The sequence below is a fragment of the Rugamonas rivuli genome, assembly GCF_009380165.1.
GTDB classification, from domain to species: Bacteria; Pseudomonadota; Gammaproteobacteria; order Burkholderiales; family Burkholderiaceae_D; genus Rugamonas; species Rugamonas rivuli.
Genome location: NZ_WHUF01000003.1, coordinates 17,218 through 36,161, shown reverse-complemented (window position 1 = coordinate 36,161; position 18,944 = coordinate 17,218). Strand labels below are relative to the sequence as shown.

Here is an 18,944-nt window from a genome sequence, read left to right as displayed (position 1 = left end):
CAAAATGACCGAAGCCACCTTCAAACCAAAAAAATCCGTCGCCCTGTCCGGCGTCACCGCCGGTAACACCGCACTGTGCTCCGTCGGCAAAACAGGCAACGACCTGCACTACCGTGGCTACGACATCCTCGATGTCGCCAACACCTGCGAGTTCGAGGAAATCGCCTACCTGCTGGTGCACGGCAAACTGCCGAATGCCGCCGAACTGAAAGGCTACAAGACCAAACTGCGCTCGCTGCGCGGTCTGCCCGCATCGCTGAAAGCCGCACTGGAAGCACTGCCCGCATCGGCGCACCCGATGGACGTGATGCGCACCGGTGTCTCGGTCCTCGGCTGCACGCTGCCCGAAAAGGACGACCACAACGTGCCAGGCGCGCGCGACATCGCCGACCGCCTGATGGCGTCCTTCGGCTCGATGCTGCTGTACTGGTACCACTTCAGCCACAACGGCAAACGCATCGACGTCGAAACCGACGACGACTCCATCGGCGGCCACTTCCTGCATCTGCTGCACGGCGAGAAGCCTTCCGAAAGCTGGGTCCAGGCGATGCACACCTCGCTGATCCTGTACGCGGAACACGAGTTCAACGCCTCCACCTTCACCAGCCGCGTCATCGCTGGCACGGGTTCGGACATCCACTCCGCCATCACCGGCGCAATCGGCGCGCTGCGCGGCCCTAAACACGGCGGCGCCAACGAATTCGCCTTCGAGATCCAGAAGCGCTACGAAAACGCCGACGAAGCCGAAGCGGACATCCGCAACCGCGTCGCCAACAAGGAAGTCGTGATCGGCTTCGGCCATCCGGTGTACACCATCTCCGATCCACGCAACGTCGTCATCAAGGAAGTGGCGCGCAAGCTGTCGCAGGAAGCCGGCTCGATGAAGATGTTCGACATCGCCGAACGCCTGGAAACCGTCATGTGGGACATCAAGAAGATGTTCCCGAACCTGGACTGGTTCTCGGCCGTGTCGTACCACATGATGGGCGTGCCGACCGCGATGTTCACGCCACTGTTCGTCATCTCGCGCACGTCCGGCTGGGCCGCGCACATCATCGAACAGCGCATCGACAACAAGATCATTCGTCCAAGCGCGAACTACGTCGGTCCTGAAGACCTGAAGTTCGTTCCGATCAAGGACCGCAAATAATGAACACCCAATTCCGTAAATCCCTGCCGGGCACCAAGCTCGATTACTTCGACGCGCGAGCCGCTGTCGACGCGATCCAGCCAGGCGCCTGGGCCAAACTGCCGTACACCTCGCGCGTACTGGCGGAAAACCTGGTGCGCCGCTGCGATCCGGCGACGCTGAACGCTTCGCTGTCGCAGCTGATCGAGCGCAAGCGCGATCTGGACTTCCCATGGTTCCCGGCCCGCGTGGTCTGCCACGACATCCTGGGCCAGACCGCGCTGGTCGACCTGGCCGGCCTGCGCGACGCCATCGCGCTGCAAGGCGGCGATCCTGCGCTGGTCAATCCGGTGGTGCCGACCCAGCTGGTGGTCGACCACTCGCTGGCCGTCGAATGCGGCGGCTTCGATCCCGATGCCTTCGACAAGAACCGCGCCATTGAAGACCGCCGCAACGAAGACCGCTTCGACTTTATCAACTGGACCAAGAAGGCGTTCAAAAACGTCGACGTGATCCCGCCGGGTAACGGCATCCTGCATCAGATCAATCTGGAGCGCATGTCGCCGGTGATCCAGGCCGTAGACGGCGTGGCCTTCCCGGACACGCTGGTCGGCACCGATTCGCACACGCCGATGGTCGATGCGCTGGGCGTGATCGCCATCGGCGTCGGCGGCCTGGAAGCGGAGAGCGTGATGCTGGGCCGCGCATCGTGGATGCGCCTTCCCGACATCATCGGCGTTGAGCTGACGGGCAAGCCGCAAGCCGGCATCACCGCCACCGACACCGTGCTGGCGCTGACCGAATTCCTGCGCAAGCAGAAGGTCGTCTCCTCGTATCTGGAGTTCTTCGGCGAGGGCGCTTCGCACCTGACGCTGGGCGACCGCGCGACGATCTCCAATATGGCGCCGGAATACGGCTCCACCGCCGCGATGTTCTACATCGACGAGCAGACCATCAAGTACCTGAAGCTGACCGGCCGCGACGACGAACTGGTCAAGCTGGTGGAAACCTACGCGAAGGAAACCGGCCTGTGGGGCGAAGCCCTGAAGACCGCAGAATACGAGCGCGTGTTGAAGTTCGACCTGTCGTCAGTGGTCCGCACCATCGCCGGTCCATCGAACCCGCACAACCGCGTGCCGACCTCCGAGCTGGCCGCACGCGGCATCAGCGGCGTGGTGGAAAACGAGCCTGGCCTGATGCCTGACGGCGCCGTCATCATCGCCGCCATCACCAGCTGCACCAACACCAATAATCCACGCAATATGGTCGCCGCCGGTCTGCTGGCCCGTAACGCCAACGCGCGCGGCCTGACCCGCAAGCCTTGGGTGAAAAGCTCGCTGGCGCCCGGCTCCAAGACTGTGACGCTGTATCTGGAAGAAGCGGGCCTGATGCCCGAGCTGGAGCAGTTGGGCTTTGGCGTCGTCGCTTATGCCTGCACCACCTGCAACGGCATGTCCGGCGCGCTCGATCCGATGATCCAGAAGGAAGTGATCGACCGCGATCTGTACGCCACCGCTGTGTTGTCGGGTAACCGCAACTTCGACGGCCGCATTCACCCATACGCCAAGCAGGCCTTCCTGGCTTCGCCGCCGCTGGTGGTGGCCTACGCCATCGCCGGCACGATCCGCTTCGATATCGAGAAGGACGTGCTGGGCATCGACAGCAACGGCCAGCCGGTCACGCTGAAGGATATCTGGCCGACCGACGAAGAAATCGACGCGCTGGTCGCGTCCAGCGTCAAGCCGGCGCAGTACAACAAGGTCTACATCCCGATGTTCGCCAAGCAGGAAGACGATGGCGTCAAAGTAAAGCCGCTGTACGACTGGCGTCCGCAGACCACCTACATCCGTCGTCCGCCGTACTGGGAAGGCGCGCTGGCCGGCGCACGTCCGCTGAAAGGCATGCTGCCGCTGGCGGTCCTGGGCGATAACATCACCACCGACCACCTGTCGCCGTCCAACGCCATCATGTTGAACAGCGCGGCCGGCGAGTACCTGGCGAAAATGGGCCTGCCGGAAGAAGACTTCAATTCCTACGCCACCCACCGCGGCGACCACCTGACCGCGCAACGCGCCACCTTCGCCAATCCGACGCTGAAGAACGAGATGGTGCGCGATGCGGACGGCAAGGTCAAAGCCGGTTCGCTGGCACGCGTGGAACCGGAAGGCAAAGTCACCCGCATGTGGGAAGCCATCGAGACCTACATGGAACGCAAACAGTCGTTGATCGTGATCGCCGGCGCCGACTACGGCCAGGGCTCGTCGCGTGACTGGGCTGCCAAGGGTGTGCGCCTGGCGGGTGTGGAGGCTATCGTGGCCGAGGGCTTCGAACGTATCCACCGCACCAATCTGGTCGGCATGGGCGTGCTGCCGCTGGAGTTTCAGCCTGGCGTGAACCGCCTGACGCTGGCGTTGGATGGCACCGAAAGCTATGACGTGATCGGCGAGCGCACGCCGCGTTCGACGCTAACGCTGGTGGTCAACCGCCGCAACGGCGAGCGCGTCGAAGTGCCGGTGATCTGCCGCCTGGATACGGCGGAAGAAGTATCGATCTATGAAGCGGGCGGCGTTCTGCAACGCTTCGCGCAGGACTTCCTCGAATCCGTGAAGGCGGCTTGACCATGGCGCATAAACCGCAAATCAAAATCCCCGCCACGTATATGCGTGGCGGCACCAGCAAGGGCGTGTTCTTCCGGCTGCAGGACTTGCCGGAAGCCGCACAACAGCCGGGCGCCGCGCGCGACGCCTTGCTGCTGCGCGTGATCGGCAGCCCCGATCCGTACGGCAAGCAGATCGACGGCATGGGCGGCGCCACCTCCAGCACCAGCAAGTCGGTGATCCTGTCCAAGAGCAGCAAGCCTGACCACGATGTCGACTACCTGTTCGGCCAGGTCTCCATCGACAAGGCCTTCGTCGACTGGAGCGGCAATTGCGGCAACCTGTCCGCCGCCGTTGGCGCGTTCGCCATCAGCGGTGGCCTGGTGGACCCGGCCCGCATCCCGCAAGACGGCGTCGCTGTGGTGCGCGTGTGGCAGGCCAACATCGGCAAGACCATCATCGCCCACGTACCGATGACCAACGGCGAAGTGCAGGAAACCGGCGACTTTGAACTCGACGGCGTGACCTTCCCGGCGGCCGAAGTACAACTCGAATTCATGGACCCGGCGGCGGAAGAGGAGGGCGCAGGCGGTTCGATGTTCCCGACCGGCCAACTGGTCGACGACCTCGAAGTGCCGGGCGTCGGCACGATGAAGGCGACCATGATAAACGCCGGTATTCCGACCATCTTCGTCAACGCTGAAGATATCGGCTACCTCGGCACCGAGCTGCAGGACGCGATCAATAGCGATCCTAAAGCGCTGGCACGCTTCGAACTGATACGCGCACATGGCGCGCTGCGCATGGGCCTCATCAAGCATATCGACGACGCGGCCACGCGCCAGCACACGCCCAAGGTGGCCTTCGTCGCCAAGCCAGCTCCATATGTATCGTCCAGCGGCAAGCAGGTCGCCGCTACCGATGTGGACCTGCTGGTGCGCGCCATGTCCATGGGTAAGCTGCACCACGCGATGATGGGGACCGCAGCTGTCGCCATCGGCACGGCGGCGGCGATACCTGGCACGCTGGTCAACCTGGCGGCCGGCGGTGGCGCCCGTGATGCGGTGCGCTTCGGCCATCCATCCGGCACGCTGCGGGTGGGCGCGGAGGCGACGCAGCAGAACGGCGAGTGGAGCGTTACAAAAGCGGTCATGAGCCGCAGCGCCCGCGTGCTGATGGAAGGTTGGGTACGCGTTCCCGGCGATACGTTCTAAGTAAGCCACATACAACGGAGGAGACATGAATTACGCTGATTTCTATCAGCGCTCTATCGTCACGCCTGAACAATTCTGGCAGGACGAAGCAGCGCTCATCGATTGGAACGCCCCATGCACGCAGGTGCTGGATTATTCTCATCCTCCGTTCGCCCGGTGGTTCGTCGGCGGGCAGACTAACCTTTGCCACAACGCGGTGGACCGCTGGTGCGCCACGCAGGGCGACCAGCCCGCGCTGATCGCCATCTCCACCGAAGCCAATACGGAGCGCAGCTATAGCTTCAACGAACTCCAGGCCGAAGTGGAGCGCTGCGCCGCCGTGATGCTGGCGCTGGGCGTCGGCCGTGGCGACCGTGTGCTGATCTACATGCCGATGATCGCCGAGGCGGCGTTCGCGATGCTGGCCTGCGCCCGCATCGGCGCGGTGCATTCGGTGGTGTTCGGCGGCTTTGCCGCCAACAGCCTGGCCAGCCGCATCGACGACGCCAAGCCGGTGCTGGTCGTCTCCGCCGATGCCGGTTCGCGTAACGGCAAAGCCATCCCCTACAAGCATCTGCTGGACGAAGCGATCGAACTGTCCGCCGCCAAGCCGGCCAAGGTGCTGCTGGTGGATCGCGGCCTGGCGCCCATGAACCTGGTGGCGGGCCGTGACGAGGACTACGCCAGCCTGCGCGCCGCGCACATCGATGCGCGCGTGCCGGTGACGTGGTTGGAGTCGAACGAGCCATCCTACATCCTGTACACCTCCGGCACCACCGGCAAGCCCAAAGGCGTGCAGCGCGACGTTGGCGGCTATGCGGTGGCGCTGGCGTCGTCGATGAAGTACAACTTCTGTAGCAAGGCCGGCGAGACCTTCTTCGCCACTTCCGATATCGGCTGGGTGGTCGGCCATTCCTACATCGTCTACGGCCCGCTGATCGCCGGCATGGCGACCATCATGTACGAAGGCACGCCGATCTGCCCGGACCCGGGCATCTGGTGGAGCATCGTCGAGAAGTACAAGGTCACGCGCATGTTCTCCGCGCCGACAGCGATCCGCGTGCTGCGCAAGCAGCCGCCGGAGTTCATGCGCAAGTACGACCTGTCGTCGCTGCGCGCGTTGTACCTGGCGGGCGAGCCGCTGGACGAAACCACGTCGCAATGGATATCCGGTGAGCTGGGCGTGCCCATCATCGACAACTACTGGCAGACCGAAACCGGCTGGCCGATTCTCTCCATCGCCAAGGGTGTGGAAGACTTGCCTACGCGGCTGGGCAGCCCTGGCGTGGCGATGTACGGCTACAAGGTCAAGCTGGTTAATGAATCGACCGGCGAGGAATGCGGCGCCAACGAGAAGGGCGTGGTGATGGTCGAAGGCCCGCTGCCGCCGGGCTGCATGCAGACCGTGTACGGTGATGACCAGCGTTTTGTCGATACCTACTGGACCAGCTGCGGCGGGCAGCAGCTGTATTCGACCTTCGACTGGGGCGTGCGCGATGCCGACGGCTACTACTTCATCCTTGGCCGCACCGACGATGTGATCAACGTCGCCGGCCACCGCCTCGGCACGCGCGAGATCGAGGAGTCCATCTCCAGCCACACCAACGTATCCGAGGTGGCGGTGGTGGGTGTGGAGGACAAGCTCAAAGGCCAGGTGGCGGTGGCCTTCGTCATCGTCAAGGACGCGTCGCGCATCGTCGGTGACGAGGCCTGCGCTGCACAGGAACGCGAAATCCTGGGCGTGGTCGATCGCCAGCTGGGCGCAGTGGCGCGGCCGTCGCGGGTGTACTTCGTGCCGCAGCTGCCGAAGACACGTTCGGGAAAACTGCTGCGCCGTTCGATACAGGCGATCTGCGAGGGCCGCAATCCCGGCGACCTGACCTCCATCGAAGATCCGGCGTCGCTGCAGCAGATACAACGGGTGCTGCAAGAAGGTGTGGCGAAATAGTGTGCGCGTAAGGGGCCGGTAAGTCTCGCTGTTTATTGTTGTGACAAACAACAGAGGAGACACACCATGCATGACGATCTGGTTCAAAAAATAAAGCGCGACCCCAGCTACCACAGGCTGGTCAAGACGCGCTCCCGTTTCGGCTGGGCGCTGACGGCGGTGATGATGCTGGTCTATTACGGCTACATCCTGCTCATCGCCTTCGACAAGGAACTGCTGGCGTCGAAGACCGGTGCCGGCGTGATGACCTGGGGGATGCCGCTAGGCCTTTTCGTGATCGTGTTCACGGTGCTGGTGACGGGCCTGTATGTACGCCGCGCCAACAAGCAGTTCGACGACCTGACCCAGGCTATCCACGACCGGGTGCAATCATGAACGCGGCCAAGCGCAGCCTGGGTTGGTTTGCGATGGCATTGGCGCTGCTGGGCGCCAGCGGCGCGGCCCTCGCGGCCGGCGCCGATCTGGGGCAGGCGACCAAGCAGCCCGTCAACTGGACCGCGATCACCATGTTCGGCGCGTTCGTGGTGTTCACGCTGTTCGTCACCAAGTGGGCAGCGGCCAAGACCAAGTCGGCGGCCGACTTCTACACCGCCGGCGGCGGCATCACCGGCTTCCAGAACGGCTTGGCCATCGCCGGCGACTATATGTCAGCGGCTTCCTTCCTCGGCATTTCCGCCGCAGTTTTCCTCAATGGTTACGATGGGTTGATCTACGCCATCGGCTTCCTGGTCGGGTGGCCGGTGATCACCTTCCTGATGGCGGAGCGCCTGCGCAACCTGGGCCGCTTCACCTTCGCCGACGTTGCGGCCTACCGCTTCAAGCAGGCGCCTATCCGCATCTTCTCCGCTTCCGGCACGCTGGTGGTGGTGGCCTTCTACCTGATCGCGCAGATGGTCGGCGCGGGGCAGTTGATCAAGCTGCTGTTCGGCCTTGAGTACTGGATCGCGGTGGTGCTGGTCGGTTCGCTGATGATGATCTACGTGCTGTTCGGCGGCATGACGGCCACCACCTGGGTGCAGATCATCAAGGCGGTGATGCTGCTCGGCGGCGCGACCTTCATGGCGGTCGTGGTGCTGGCGCAGTTCAATTTCAGCCCGGAGGCGCTGTTCGCCAAATCGGTCGAAGTGCACGCCAAGAAGGACGCCATCATGGGCCCCGGCACCTTCATCAAGGATCCGGTGTCGGCGATCTCGTTCGGCATGGCGCTGATGTTCGGCACCGCCGGCCTGCCGCACATCCTGATGCGCTTCTTCACCGTGCCAAGCGCGAAGGAAGCGCGCAAGTCGGTGTTCTGGGCCACCAGCTGGATCGCCTACTTCTACGTGCTGACCTTCATCATCGGCTTCGGCGCCATCGTTTTGGTGAGCACCAACCCTGAGTTCAAGGACGCAGCCGGCAAACTGCTGGGCGGGAACAACATGGCTGCGATCCATCTGGCCAAGGCGGTGGGCGGGAATGTCTTCCTCGGCTTTATTTCGGCCGTGGCCTTCGCGACCATCCTGGCGGTGGTGGCGGGGCTGACGCTGTCCGGTGCTTCGGCCGTGTCGCACGACCTGTACGCCACCGTCATCAAGAAGGGCAAGGCCAGTAGCGCCAAGGAACTGTATGTGTCGCGCCTGACCACCGTCGCGCTGGGCATCGTCGCCGTGGTGCTGGGCATCGTGTTCGAGAAGCAGAACATCGCCTTCATGGTGTCGCTGGCCTTCGCCATCGCCGCCTCGGCCAACTTCCCGGTGCTGTTCATGTCCGTGCTGTGGAAGGATTGCACCACGCGTGGCGCCACCATCGGCGGCTTCGTCGGCCTGATCACGGCCGTGGTGCTGACCGTGGTGTCGAAATCGGTGTGGGTCGATGTGCTGGGCCATGCGGACGCGCTGTTCCCGTATGCGTCGCCGGCGATCTTCTCGATGCCGGCCGCTTTCGCCAGCATCTGGCTGTTCTCGATGCTGGACCGCAGTGCGCGGGCGCGCATCGACCGTGCCGGCTATGAGGCGCAGGAGATGCGCTCCGAGACGGGCATCGGCGCCGCCGGTGCGACCGCTCACTGATAGAATTGACAAGTGGTCCGATGACAGCAATGCCCGGCTCGCCGGGCATTGTCGTTTTTAGGGGTGTCGCTCGGCGCGCGTGATGGCTAATGAGCCCAATGTGGTTTATGATCTGCCAACTATGCTGCCGGGAAGTAACGGGCGAGGTGGCATCTTTTTTCGGGTGCCTTTGGTGTACATGAATCGAGCTTCGACTAATCCTGACTTTGTGGCGGACGCGCTGGCGCTGATCGGCGTTCCTGCGTGCGCCTACAGTGATGACGGCGTGGTGCTGGCCGCCAATTGGGAGCTGATCGAATTGCTGGGCGCCGATCCGTGCGGCCGTCCGGCGGCCGAGCTGTTTGCGCGCCACGTGCGCGCGGCCAGCGCCGAGCATCTCGACACGGCCATGCTGTCGGGGACCTTCGGCGTGCGCTGGGACAGCTGCCTGACCTGCGCCAACGGACAATACCTGTCGGTGCAGGCCAAGGCCAAGGCGCTGCCGTCCGGCGGCGGCACCATCGTCTTCCACGACATCAGCGCGGTCGAGCGCGACCAGCGCTCCCTGCGCAAGACGCTGCTGGAGCAGCAGGCCATCCTGGAGAATGCCGCCGTCGGCATCCTGTTCACCAAGGATGGCGTTATCCAGGAATGCAATATCCGCTGCGCCGAAATGCTTGGCTACAGCCGCCAGGAGCTGGAGGGCGTGGCCTCGGTGATCGTGTATCCGAGCGAAGAGGACTTCGTCGACATGGGCCGCAAGGCCGGGCCGCCGCTGTCGCAGGGCCTGTCCTTCATGCAGGAGGCGCAGCTGCGCCGCAAGGACGGCTCGCTGTTCTGGGCGCGCGTGTTCGGCCGCGCCATCGATCCGATCAACACCGCCGAAGGCACGGTGTGGATCATGGAAGACATCAACGAGCACCGCATCGATGAAGAGAAGCTGCGCCGCGCGCTGCTGGAGATGCAGGCCATCATGGACAGCGCGCCGCTGGCGATCGGCTTCCAGCGCGACAACCGCATCCTGCGCTACAACCACCGCTTCGCCGAGTTCTTCGGCTTCAGCGACGACGGCGGCGTCGGCCAGCTGACATCGACCTTGTACCCGTCGCAGCAGGCGTTCGACGCGGTGGTGAAGAAGGCGCGGCCGCTGCTGGCGCGCGGCAAGCCATACCAGGCGGAGATGGAGATGCGGCGCCAGGACGGCTCCACCTTCTGGGCGCACGCCTTCGGCTACGTGATCAATCCGGGCCGCACGCAGCAGGACACGATCTGGATCTTCGACGACCGCAGCGCGCAGAAGCAGCACGAGGAAGCGACCCGCCAGCTGCTGCTGGAGCAGAAGGCCATCCTGGACAACGCCTCGGTCGGCATCCTGTTCAGCAAAGCGCAGATCATGTTGAGCTGTAATCCGCGCATGGCGGAGATGTTCGGCTACAGCATCGACGAGATGATAGGCCAGCCTTCGGCGATGGTGTTCCCGTCGCAGGCGCGCTACGAGGAATTCGGCAGCGAGGCGGCGCCGTTGCTGGGCACCGGCCAGCCGTTCGAGAAAAAGGAATACGAATTCAAGCGCCGCGACGGCAGTCTGTTCTGGTGCCGTGTGCGCGCCAAGGCGGTCGACGACGCGCATAGCGAAGGCGGCACCATCTGGATCCTGGAAGACGTGACCGCCACGCGCCAGACCCAGATGGAGGTCGAGGCGATCATGACCAACGCCTCGATGAGCATCCTGTTCACCAAGAACCGCGTCATCACGCGCTACAACCGCGGCTTCGCCGAGATGTTCCGCTACGACGGCGATGCGGGCCTCGGGCTGCCCGGCCTGGCCTTGTATCCATCGCAGGATTCCTACGACAGGCTGGGCGCGCAAGCCTATCCCTTCCTCTCGATCGGCAAGCCGTTCCAGACCGAGATCGAAATGCGCCGCGCCGACGATACGCTGATGTGGGCGCAGCTGATCGGCTACGTCGTCAATCCGGACGATCCGACCCAGGGCACGATCTGGGTGATCGAAGACCGCACCGAGCAAAAGCGCGCCGAGGAATCGCTGCGCAACGCGCTGCTGGAAAACCAGGCCATCCTGGACAGCGCGGTGCTGGGCATCTCGGTGGTGGAGCAGGGCCGCAACCTGCGCTGCAACACCAAGATGGAAGAACTGTTCGGCTACGCGCCTGGCGAGATGAACCAGCTGAGCGTGCAGGCCTTCTACGCCGACAAGGATGCATGGGAAGCGGCGCGCGCCGCCACGGCGGAGGATTTTCACGCCGGCCGCGTGCACGCCTCCGAATACCAGCTGGTGCGCAAGGACGGCAGCACGTTCTGGGGCCGCCTGTCGGGCCGTCCGTTCGACCTGGCCAAGGCCACCGGTCGCTCGGTATGGCTGGTGGACGACATCACCGAGCGGCGCGAGGCGGCGGAAGCGGTCAGCCGCGCGCGCGACGAGCTGGAAGTGCGGGTGCTGGAACGCACGGCCGAACTGGCCGGCGCCAATGCGCTGCTGCAGGGCGAGATCGTCGAGCGGCGCCAGGCCGAGGCGCGCGTGCACCACATGGCCTACCACGACAGCCTGACCGGCCTGCCGAACCGCGCGCTGCTGTCGGATAGGCTGGACCGCGCCATGCTGGCCGCGCAGCGTTCCGAGCGCCGCCTGGCGGTGATGTTCATCGACCTGGATCGCTTCAAGACCATCAACGATTCGCTGGGCCACATGACCGGCGACCAGCTGCTGAAGGAGGTTGCGGGCCGCCTGTGCCGCGCGGTGCGCGCCAGCGATACCGTGGCCCGCCTGGGCGGCGACGAGTTCGTGGTGCTGGTGCCGGGCATCCGCAGCGCGGACGAGGCCAGCCACGTGGCCGAGAAGATCATCGAGGCCTTGTCGGAGAGCTTCCCGCTGGAGGGGCGCAATCTGCACATCACGCCGTCGATCGGCATCTGCGTGTATCCGGATGACGGCGGCGATGTCGAAACGCTGATGCGCCACGCTGACGCGGCCATGTACCACGCCAAGGCCAGCGGCAGGAACAATTACCAGTACTTCAAAGAGGCGATGAACCAGACGGCGGCGCAGCACTTCGAGCTGGAGTCCAGCCTGCGCAGCGCGCTGGTGCAGGACGAGTTCGAGCTGCACTTCCAGCCCATCATGGATATCGGCACGCGCCGCCTGCATACGATGGAAGTGCTGCTGCGCTGGCGGCGCGGCGGCACGCTGGTGCTGCCGGACCACTTCATCCCCATCATCGAAGAGAATGGCCTGATCGTGCCGGTCGGCGAGTGGGTGATACGCCAGGCCTGCCAGCAAAGCATGGCGTGGCAGCGCGCCGGCCTGGCGCCGGTGCCGCTGGCGGTCAACCTGTCGCCGCGCCAGTTCATGCACCGGGGCTTGATCGCGTCGATCCGCGACATCCTCGACGAAACCGGCATCGATCCATCGATGATCGAGTTCGAGATCACCGAGACTGCGCTGATGCAGCACGGCGAGCAGACGCTGGACATCCTGGGCCAGATCAACGCCATGGGCATCCGCCTGTCGATCGACGATTTCGGCACGGGCTATTCGAGCCTGGCCTACCTGAAGCGCTTCCCGGTCAAGAAGATCAAGATCGACCGCGCCTTCATCAAGGATCTGGAGGACAGCGCCGAGGACCGCGCAATCGTGGCGGCCATCATCGCGCTGTCGGACAGCCTGCAGCTGTCGGTGGTGGCGGAGGGTGTGGAGACGGAAGGGCAGTACGCGCTACTGCAGCGCAATGGCTGCCAGTATGCGCAGGGCTATCTGTTCTCGCAGCCGGTGCCGCATGCGACGGCCCAGCTGCTGTTGCCGAGACTTTAGTCCAGCGTGGCGATCACGGGAGCGTGGTCGGACGGCTGCTCCCATTTGCGCGGCGCGCGGTCGATCACACAGGCGCTGCATCGGGCCACCAGCGCCTGCGACAGCAGGATGTGATCGATGCGCAGTCCCTTGTTGAGGCGGAAGCCCAACGCGCGGTAATCCCACCAGCTGAATGATTTTTCCGGCTGCTCGAACAGGCGGTAGGAATCGGTCAGGCCGATGTCGAGCAGGCGGGTGAGGGCGGCGCGCTCCTTGTCGGACACCAGCACCTGGCCTTCCCATGCGGCGGGATCGTGGACGTCGCGGTCTTCCGGCGCGATGTTGTAGTCGCCCAGCACCGCCAGCTGCGGATGGACGGCGGCTTCTTCCTTGATCCAGTCGTGGAAGGCGGACAACCAGCCCAGCTTGTACTCGTACTTGTCGGAATCGACGCTCTGGCCGTTGGGCACGTAGGCGCACACGATGCGCACGCCATCGATGGTGGCGGCCAGGATGCGCTGCTGCGCGTCTTCGTAGCGCGGATTGTTCTTGACCACGTCGGCAAGCGGCAGCTTGGACAGGATGGCGACGCCGTTGTACGTCTTCTGGCCGCTGAAGGCCACGTGGTAGCCGGCGGCCTCGATGGCGGCCACCGGAAACTTGTCGTCCGTTAATTTTGTTTCTTGAATACAGAGGACATCGATGGGATTCTCCTCTAGCCATTTCAAGACGTGCGTCAGCCGAACGTTGAGTGAGTTAACATTCCATGTGGCTATTTTCATCTGAGTCTGTGTCCATGCGGGGTTGGCGGGGGCTGTTAGCCTACAGGCTTGAATCTTACATCATCTTGATTTAACACATGAGATTGTTAATTTGACGATTTTTATAAAAAAACATGAAAAAGCCTTTCGTGCGCGCACTACGAGGCCCTAAAATGTTGCAAAATGTGTGAAATCAAAAAAAAATTGCTAGGAGTGTCTCCTTGTTGTCAAAATAGAACGGTAAATAAAGACAAAATAAGCAAAAGAGAAATATACTGATACAAATTAAGTGGAAAACTTGTGTTTCCGTGGGGCAATCAAAAATAGCAGGGTACCGGGTACATTTTTATGTTGTGACTTAACAATAAATGGTACTATACGGAAATTACTTGTGGTTTTAACAGTGAATTGCGCGTAGCGCATTTACAAAGGAATGAAAATGCGAGCTGCATTTGAGACGTGGGCGCAAAAAGACGGTCACATCGTCCGACGCCGGGAAGACAAACCAGAAGAGTATCTGGTTTTTGAAACGCAACGCCGCTGGGTTATCTGGCAGGCAGCGTTAGAGCACGGCAAAACGCCGGGCGGCCGCAAGACCGCCGCGCAAAAGGAAGCCGCCGCGCTGGAAAAGGCCAAGGCTGCCGTTCAACGCCCGCCGGTCATCAACTCCGACGAGGCTGCCGTGCGCAACCAGGTGCTGAACGAAGTGCTGGATGCATTCTCCACCCTGGGTGGCGAACGCGGCATGGACGACATCCTGAAAGTGGTGCAGGGCTTGAAGAAGAAGCAGCAGGAGCAGGCGGAAGAGCGCGCTGTGGCTGCCGAACCGGTACGGCATAACGCCTGACCCGGTATGCGCTTCAAGCACTACAAAGGGGGGCTCTACGAGCTGGTATGCGAGGCCACCCTGGAATCCGATCTCAGCACCATGATCGTTTATCGCGCCGCCAACGGGTCCATCTGGGCCCGGCCGAAAGACGTTTTTTTTGAAATTATCGAAGTCGATGGCGTAAAAGTGCAACGCTTTACGCCGCTTGATTGAGCATATGGAATAGCCCCCGGGCTGCTACACTGGTCTGACCCACTAACCCTGAGGCAGACCATGTATTTCCGCCCCGTTGCAGCTGCGTGTAAATTCGCATTCGCTGCTGCGGCGTTGCCGGCATTGATCGCCGGCTGCGCCTCCCTGACAGAATCCACCCAACAAAACGTGCTGGTGCAAACCGTGCTCGATCATCGCGAGATCGCGGGCGTCGGCTGCGTGCTGTACAACGACGTCGGCAAATGGTTCGTCACCACGCCGGAACGTGTCACGCTGCGCAAGAGCGCGGGGCCGTTGCGCATCGACTGCCGCAAGGAGGGCGCGGGTTGGGCCTACGAGAAGGTCGACTCCAAGGTGGATGGCAATCTGTGGGGGAATCTGGCGCTGACGGCGGGTGTCGGCTATTTCATCGACAAGAATACGGGCGCGGGCTATGACTATCCAGCCACGCTGACGGTGGTGATGCATCCGGCGGTGGAGCGCGATGCGCTGCCGCCGCCGGCTGCGGGTGTTACCTTGTACTGATCTTCGGCGTGCGTTTATGCACGATTAATCAGGAAGTTCGACAGCAGCGGTACCGGACGGCCGGTCGCGCCTTTTGCGCCGCCCGATTTCCATGCGGTGCCGGCGATGTCCAGGTGGGCCCAGGTGTACTTGCGGGTGAAGTTCTCCAGGAACGCCGCCGCCGTGCACGATGCGCCGCCAGGGGTGCCGATGTTGGCCAGGTCGGCGAAGTTGGACTTCAGCTGCTCGTTGTATTCCTCGCCGATCGGCAGGCGCCATGCGGTGTCGCCGGCGGCTTTGCCCGCTGCCATGATCTCGTCGGCCAGCTTGTTGTGCACTTCGTCGTCGCGCGTGAACAGGCCGCTCTTGTGGTGGCCCAGGGCGACGATGCAGGCGCCGGTCAGCGTGGCGATGTCGATCACGGCGGCCGGGTTGAAGCGCTCGGCGTAGGCCAGCGCATCGCACAGCACCAGGCGGCCTTCGGCGTCGGTGTTCAGGATCTCGATGGTCAGGCCGTTCATCGAGGTGACGATGTCGCCCGGCTTGGTGGCGCGGCCGGAAGGCATGTTCTCGCAAGCGGCGATCACGCCGATCACGTTCAGCTTCAGGTTCATCTCGCCGATGGCGCGGAAGGTGCCCAGTACCGAAGCGGCGCCGCCCATGTCGTACTTCATTTCGTCCATGCCAGGACCGGCCTTCAGCGAAATGCCGCCGGTGTCGAAGGTGATGCCTTTACCGACCAGCACCACCGGCGCATCCTTAGGCTTGCCGCCCATGTGCTTGAGGATGATGAACTTCGGCGGCTGCTCGCTGCCGTTGGTCACGGACAGGAAGCTGTTCATCTTCAGCGCTTCCAGCTGCTTGCGGTCCAGTACTTCGATGTCGAACTTGTAGTCCTTGCCCAGCTTCTTGGCGGTGTTGGCCAGGTAGGTCGGGGTGCAGACGTTGGCCGACAGGTTGCCCAGTTCCTTGGTCAGGTCCATGCCGTTGGCGATTGCCACGGCCTGGGCCAGCGCCAGCTTGGTGGCGGCGGTGTTCGGCACGGCCAGCGCGATTTTCTTCACGCCGGTCGGCGCAGGGTCCTTCTTGCTCTTCTGGCCGTCGGTGCGGAACACGCTTTCGTGCGCGCTTTGCACCACACAGCGGATCGCCCAATTGAGGTCGCGCTCTTTCACTTCAGCCATCGGCAGTGCGATAATAGCGTCGCTCGTACCCAGCGAGGAGAATGCCTTCAGCGCTGCGGACACGCCGCTGGCGAAGCTCTTCTCGCTGACGGCATCGTCGCTACCCAGGCCGACCAGCAGCACGCGGTCGGCGCTCGCGCCTTTCACGCCGCGCAGCAGCAGGGTGGTGCCGGCCTTGCCGGAAATGTCGCCGGACTTCAGCGCAGCCGTGATTTCACCGGAGCCGTCCAACGCCTTGGCGGCTTGCGACAGCTTCTTGTTCTCAAAGACCGCGACGGCGACAACGCCGGCCTTGGCCGATGCGATGGTGTTTTTTGTGTCGAATGCTTTTATGCTAAAGTCCATTTGATTCTCCGTGTCGTGTACGAATTGCCAGCCTGTTTATCAGGCTGTTATTTAAACTTGTGGCCCTGTGAGGCCCTTAACTACCGAATTATAACTTTCGAATGATCTTTCAACGCGCCCTACGACGTGAAATGGCAAGTACCGCCGGGGCCACCTTCACTGTGCTGTTCAGCATCTGCGTTACCTGGACCCTGATTACGGTTCTTGGCATGGCCGCCGGCGGCAAGGTCGCCTCCGGCGATGTCGTCGCGCTGATCGCCTTCGCAGCCTTGAATTATCTGCCAACTATTGTGATCCTCACCAGCTTTATTTCAGTGCTGATGGTCGTCACCCGTACCTATCGCGATTCCGAGATGGTGGTGTGGTTCGCTTCCGGCCTGAGTCTGACCCGCTGGATCGCGCCGGTGCTGGTGTTCGGCCTGCCCCTGATTCTGGTGACGGCGGGCCTGAGCTTTGTCGCCACGCCATGGGCCAAGCTGAAAAGCCTGGAATACGTGGAGCGCTTCCAGAAGCGCGAGGATTTGCAGAAGGTCTCGCCGGGCCAGTTCAAGGAATCGACGTCGGCCAACCGCATCTTCTTCGTCGAAGGCGTGGAGGGCAAGACCTCGGTGGTGCAGAACGTGTTCGTCAACACGGTCGATGAACACGGCACCGCCGTCATCGTCGCGCGCGAAGGCGTGGTCAGTACCGGCCCCAAAGGCGAGCGCTATCTGGTGCTGAAGAACGGCCGCCGCTACCAGGGCATGCCGGGCCAGTCGGACTTCCAGACCATGGAGTTCGAAAGCTACAGCATGCGCGTGACCAACCATAACCAGGACCTGGAGGCGGAACGCAATATCGCCGCCGTGCCTATCATGGATCTGCTGTACGACACCACGCCGGTCGGCCGCGCGGAGCTGTTGTGGCGGATCTCGTCGCCCGTCACCTGCCTGCTGCTGATATTGCTGGCGATTCCGCTGGGCTTCGTCAATCCGCGCGCCGGCAGTTCGGCCAACCTGATTATCTCGCTCCTGATTTTCTTCAGCTACAGCAATCTGGTCAAGCTGGTGGAGGCCAACGTCAAGCAGGGCAAATCGATGTTCGCGCTGTCGTGGTGGCCGCTGCACCTGGTCGTGGCGCTGCTGGTGTTCGGGTTGTTCGCCTGGCGCTTGAACCTGAACCATCGTTACCATCCGCTGGCGTTGCTGGCGGCGCTGAAGCGCTCGCGCGCCGCTGACAAGAAAGCCGTATCGCCATGAAGATCCTGCAACGCTATTTCGCCGTCACCATTCTGCAGGCGGTGGCATTCCTGCTGGTCGCTTTATTGGCGCTGCAGGCCTTCATGGACTTGACGGGCGAGCTGCCGTCGGTCGGCCAGAACGGCTACACCATCCAGTATGCATTCCTGTATGTGCTGGTGCGCCTGCCGGCCCACGTGTACGAGGTGATGCCGCTGGCGGCGCTGATCGGCACCATCTACACGATGGCGCAGTTTGCGGCCACGTCCGAGTTCACCATCATGCGCGCGGCCAGCATGTCGACCGGCATGGTCGCAGGGATGCTGGCCAGGGTCGGCCTGGTGCTGGTGGTGATCACCTTCATCTTCGGCGAACTGGTGGCGCCGCGCACCGCACCGCTGGCCGAGAAGATCAAGCTGAGCGCCCGTGGCGCCGCGATCTCGTCGGAGTTCCGCTCCGGCCTGTGGACCAAGGATATCGTCAAGTCCGACGGCATGCGCGGCACCGTCACCGGCACGCGCTTCTTTAATGCGCGCCAGGTCGGCCCTGACGGCACGCTGCTCGACGTCAAACTGTACGAATTCGACACCAGCTTCCGCCTGCGCTCGATCACGCTGGCCAAGACCGGCACCTTCAAGGGCGACAACAACTGGCAGCTGTCGGATGTGACGGAGAATATCTTCACCAATCCGGCGCTGCTGAAACCGGGCAGCGAGGCCAACCTGGCCAACAACTTCGCCCAGGATTCCAGCCTGATCGAAACCCGCCACAGCGCCAGCAAGGACCTGCTGTCCGAGGTGACGCCGAAGATCCTGTCGGTGGCAGGTTCCGACCCCGAGCGCATGTCGGCCAACGAGCTGGCCGTCTACACCCGCCACCTGCAGGAGAACAAGCAGGAGACCGAGCGCTTCAAGATCGCGTTCTGGAAGAAGCTGTTCGACCCGCTGGCGATCTTCGTGCTGATGGCGCTGGCGCTGCCGTTCGGCTACCTGCACACCCGCAGCGGCGGCGTGAGTCTGAAGATCTTTGTTGGTATCATGATCGGTGTGAGCTTCCAGTTGGTGAACTCGCTGTTCTCGCATCTGGGCATGCTGAGCGCCTTCCCTGCATTCGTCACGGCGCTCGCGCCCAGCATGCTGTTCCTGGCGCTGGCGTTGGGGGCCCTGTGGTGGGTGGAGAGGCATTAGTC

The 18,944-nt window shown here is 63.0% G+C and carries 14 protein-coding genes; 12 read left to right on the top strand and 2 right to left on the bottom strand.

Annotated elements, in window-relative coordinates; translation table 11 throughout:
* Window positions 1-4 precede the first annotated feature (4 nt).
* The 7 genes from prpC (at window position 5) to GEV01_RS10530 (ending at window position 12,723) form a co-directional block, all read left to right on the top strand.
* On the top strand, window positions 5-1,150 hold the full coding sequence (gene prpC, locus GEV01_RS10560; protein WP_152804126.1) for a bifunctional 2-methylcitrate synthase/citrate synthase: 1,146 nt from the start codon (window positions 5-7) through the stop codon (window positions 1,148-1,150).
* Window positions 1,150-3,747: a Fe/S-dependent 2-methylisocitrate dehydratase AcnD gene (gene acnD / locus GEV01_RS10555; RefSeq protein ID WP_152804124.1), complete on the top strand. Its 2,598-nt coding sequence runs from the start codon at window positions 1,150-1,152 to the stop codon at window positions 3,745-3,747. The genes prpC and acnD overlap by 1 nt, the downstream gene beginning before the upstream one ends.
* Window positions 3,748-3,749: 2 nt before the next feature.
* Complete coding sequence (gene prpF, locus GEV01_RS10550; RefSeq protein WP_152804122.1) at window positions 3,750-4,940, top strand: 2-methylaconitate cis-trans isomerase PrpF; 1,191 nt, start codon at window positions 3,750-3,752, stop codon at window positions 4,938-4,940.
* Window positions 4,941-4,965: 25 nt separating this feature from the next.
* Window positions 4,966-6,867, top strand: a complete 1,902-nt coding sequence (locus tag GEV01_RS10545; protein ID WP_152804120.1) for a propionate--CoA ligase — start codon at window positions 4,966-4,968, stop codon at window positions 6,865-6,867.
* A 66-nt stretch (window positions 6,868-6,933) separates the two neighbouring features.
* A complete protein-coding gene (locus tag GEV01_RS10540; protein ID WP_008446498.1) occupies window positions 6,934-7,242 on the top strand; it encodes a DUF485 domain-containing protein in 309 nt (102 codons plus the stop codon).
* A complete protein-coding gene (locus tag GEV01_RS10535) occupies window positions 7,239-8,915 on the top strand; it encodes a cation acetate symporter (protein WP_152804118.1) in 1,677 nt (558 codons plus the stop codon). Before GEV01_RS10540 ends, GEV01_RS10535 begins: the two co-directional genes overlap by 4 nt.
* Before the next feature lie 178 nt (window positions 8,916-9,093).
* Window positions 9,094-12,723, top strand: a complete 3,630-nt coding sequence (locus tag GEV01_RS10530) for an EAL domain-containing protein (protein ID WP_152804116.1) — start codon at window positions 9,094-9,096, stop codon at window positions 12,721-12,723.
* On the opposite strand, the gene xth is transcribed toward GEV01_RS10530, so the two are convergent.
* Window positions 12,720-13,484, bottom strand: a complete 765-nt coding sequence (gene xth / locus GEV01_RS10525; protein ID WP_152804114.1) for an exodeoxyribonuclease III — start codon at window positions 13,482-13,484, stop codon at window positions 12,720-12,722. The genes GEV01_RS10530 and xth overlap by 4 nt on opposite strands.
* Before the next feature lie 418 nt (window positions 13,485-13,902).
* Here xth and GEV01_RS10520 point away from each other — a divergent pair, with 418 nt between their 5' ends.
* From GEV01_RS10520 to GEV01_RS10510, 3 genes are read left to right on the top strand one after another with little or no spacing between them, the layout of a single operon-like run.
* Window positions 13,903-14,310, top strand: a complete 408-nt coding sequence (locus GEV01_RS10520; RefSeq protein ID WP_008446505.1) for a hypothetical protein — start codon at window positions 13,903-13,905, stop codon at window positions 14,308-14,310.
* A 6-nt stretch (window positions 14,311-14,316) separates the two neighbouring features.
* Window positions 14,317-14,505, top strand: coding sequence for a DUF1653 domain-containing protein (locus GEV01_RS10515; protein WP_152804112.1), 189 nt, complete (start codon window positions 14,317-14,319; stop codon window positions 14,503-14,505).
* A gap of 60 nt (window positions 14,506-14,565) precedes the next feature.
* Complete coding sequence (locus GEV01_RS10510) at window positions 14,566-15,030, top strand: hypothetical protein (protein WP_152804110.1); 465 nt, start codon at window positions 14,566-14,568, stop codon at window positions 15,028-15,030.
* 14 nt (window positions 15,031-15,044) lie between these two features.
* Here the strand turns inward: GEV01_RS10510 and GEV01_RS10505 are convergent, their stop codons facing one another.
* On the bottom strand, window positions 15,045-16,538 hold the full coding sequence (locus GEV01_RS10505) for a leucyl aminopeptidase (RefSeq protein WP_152804108.1): 1,494 nt from the start codon (window positions 16,536-16,538) through the stop codon (window positions 15,045-15,047).
* A 131-nt stretch (window positions 16,539-16,669) separates the two neighbouring features.
* On the opposite strand from GEV01_RS10505, the gene lptF reads away from it, so the two are divergent.
* On the top strand, window positions 16,670-17,776 hold the full coding sequence (lptF, locus tag GEV01_RS10500; RefSeq protein ID WP_229214695.1) for an LPS export ABC transporter permease LptF: 1,107 nt from the start codon (window positions 16,670-16,672) through the stop codon (window positions 17,774-17,776).
* Complete coding sequence (gene lptG / locus GEV01_RS10495; protein WP_152804106.1) at window positions 17,773-18,942, top strand: LPS export ABC transporter permease LptG; 1,170 nt, start codon at window positions 17,773-17,775, stop codon at window positions 18,940-18,942. Before lptF ends, lptG begins: the two co-directional genes overlap by 4 nt.
* The last annotated feature ends 2 nt before the right edge of the window (window positions 18,943-18,944 follow it).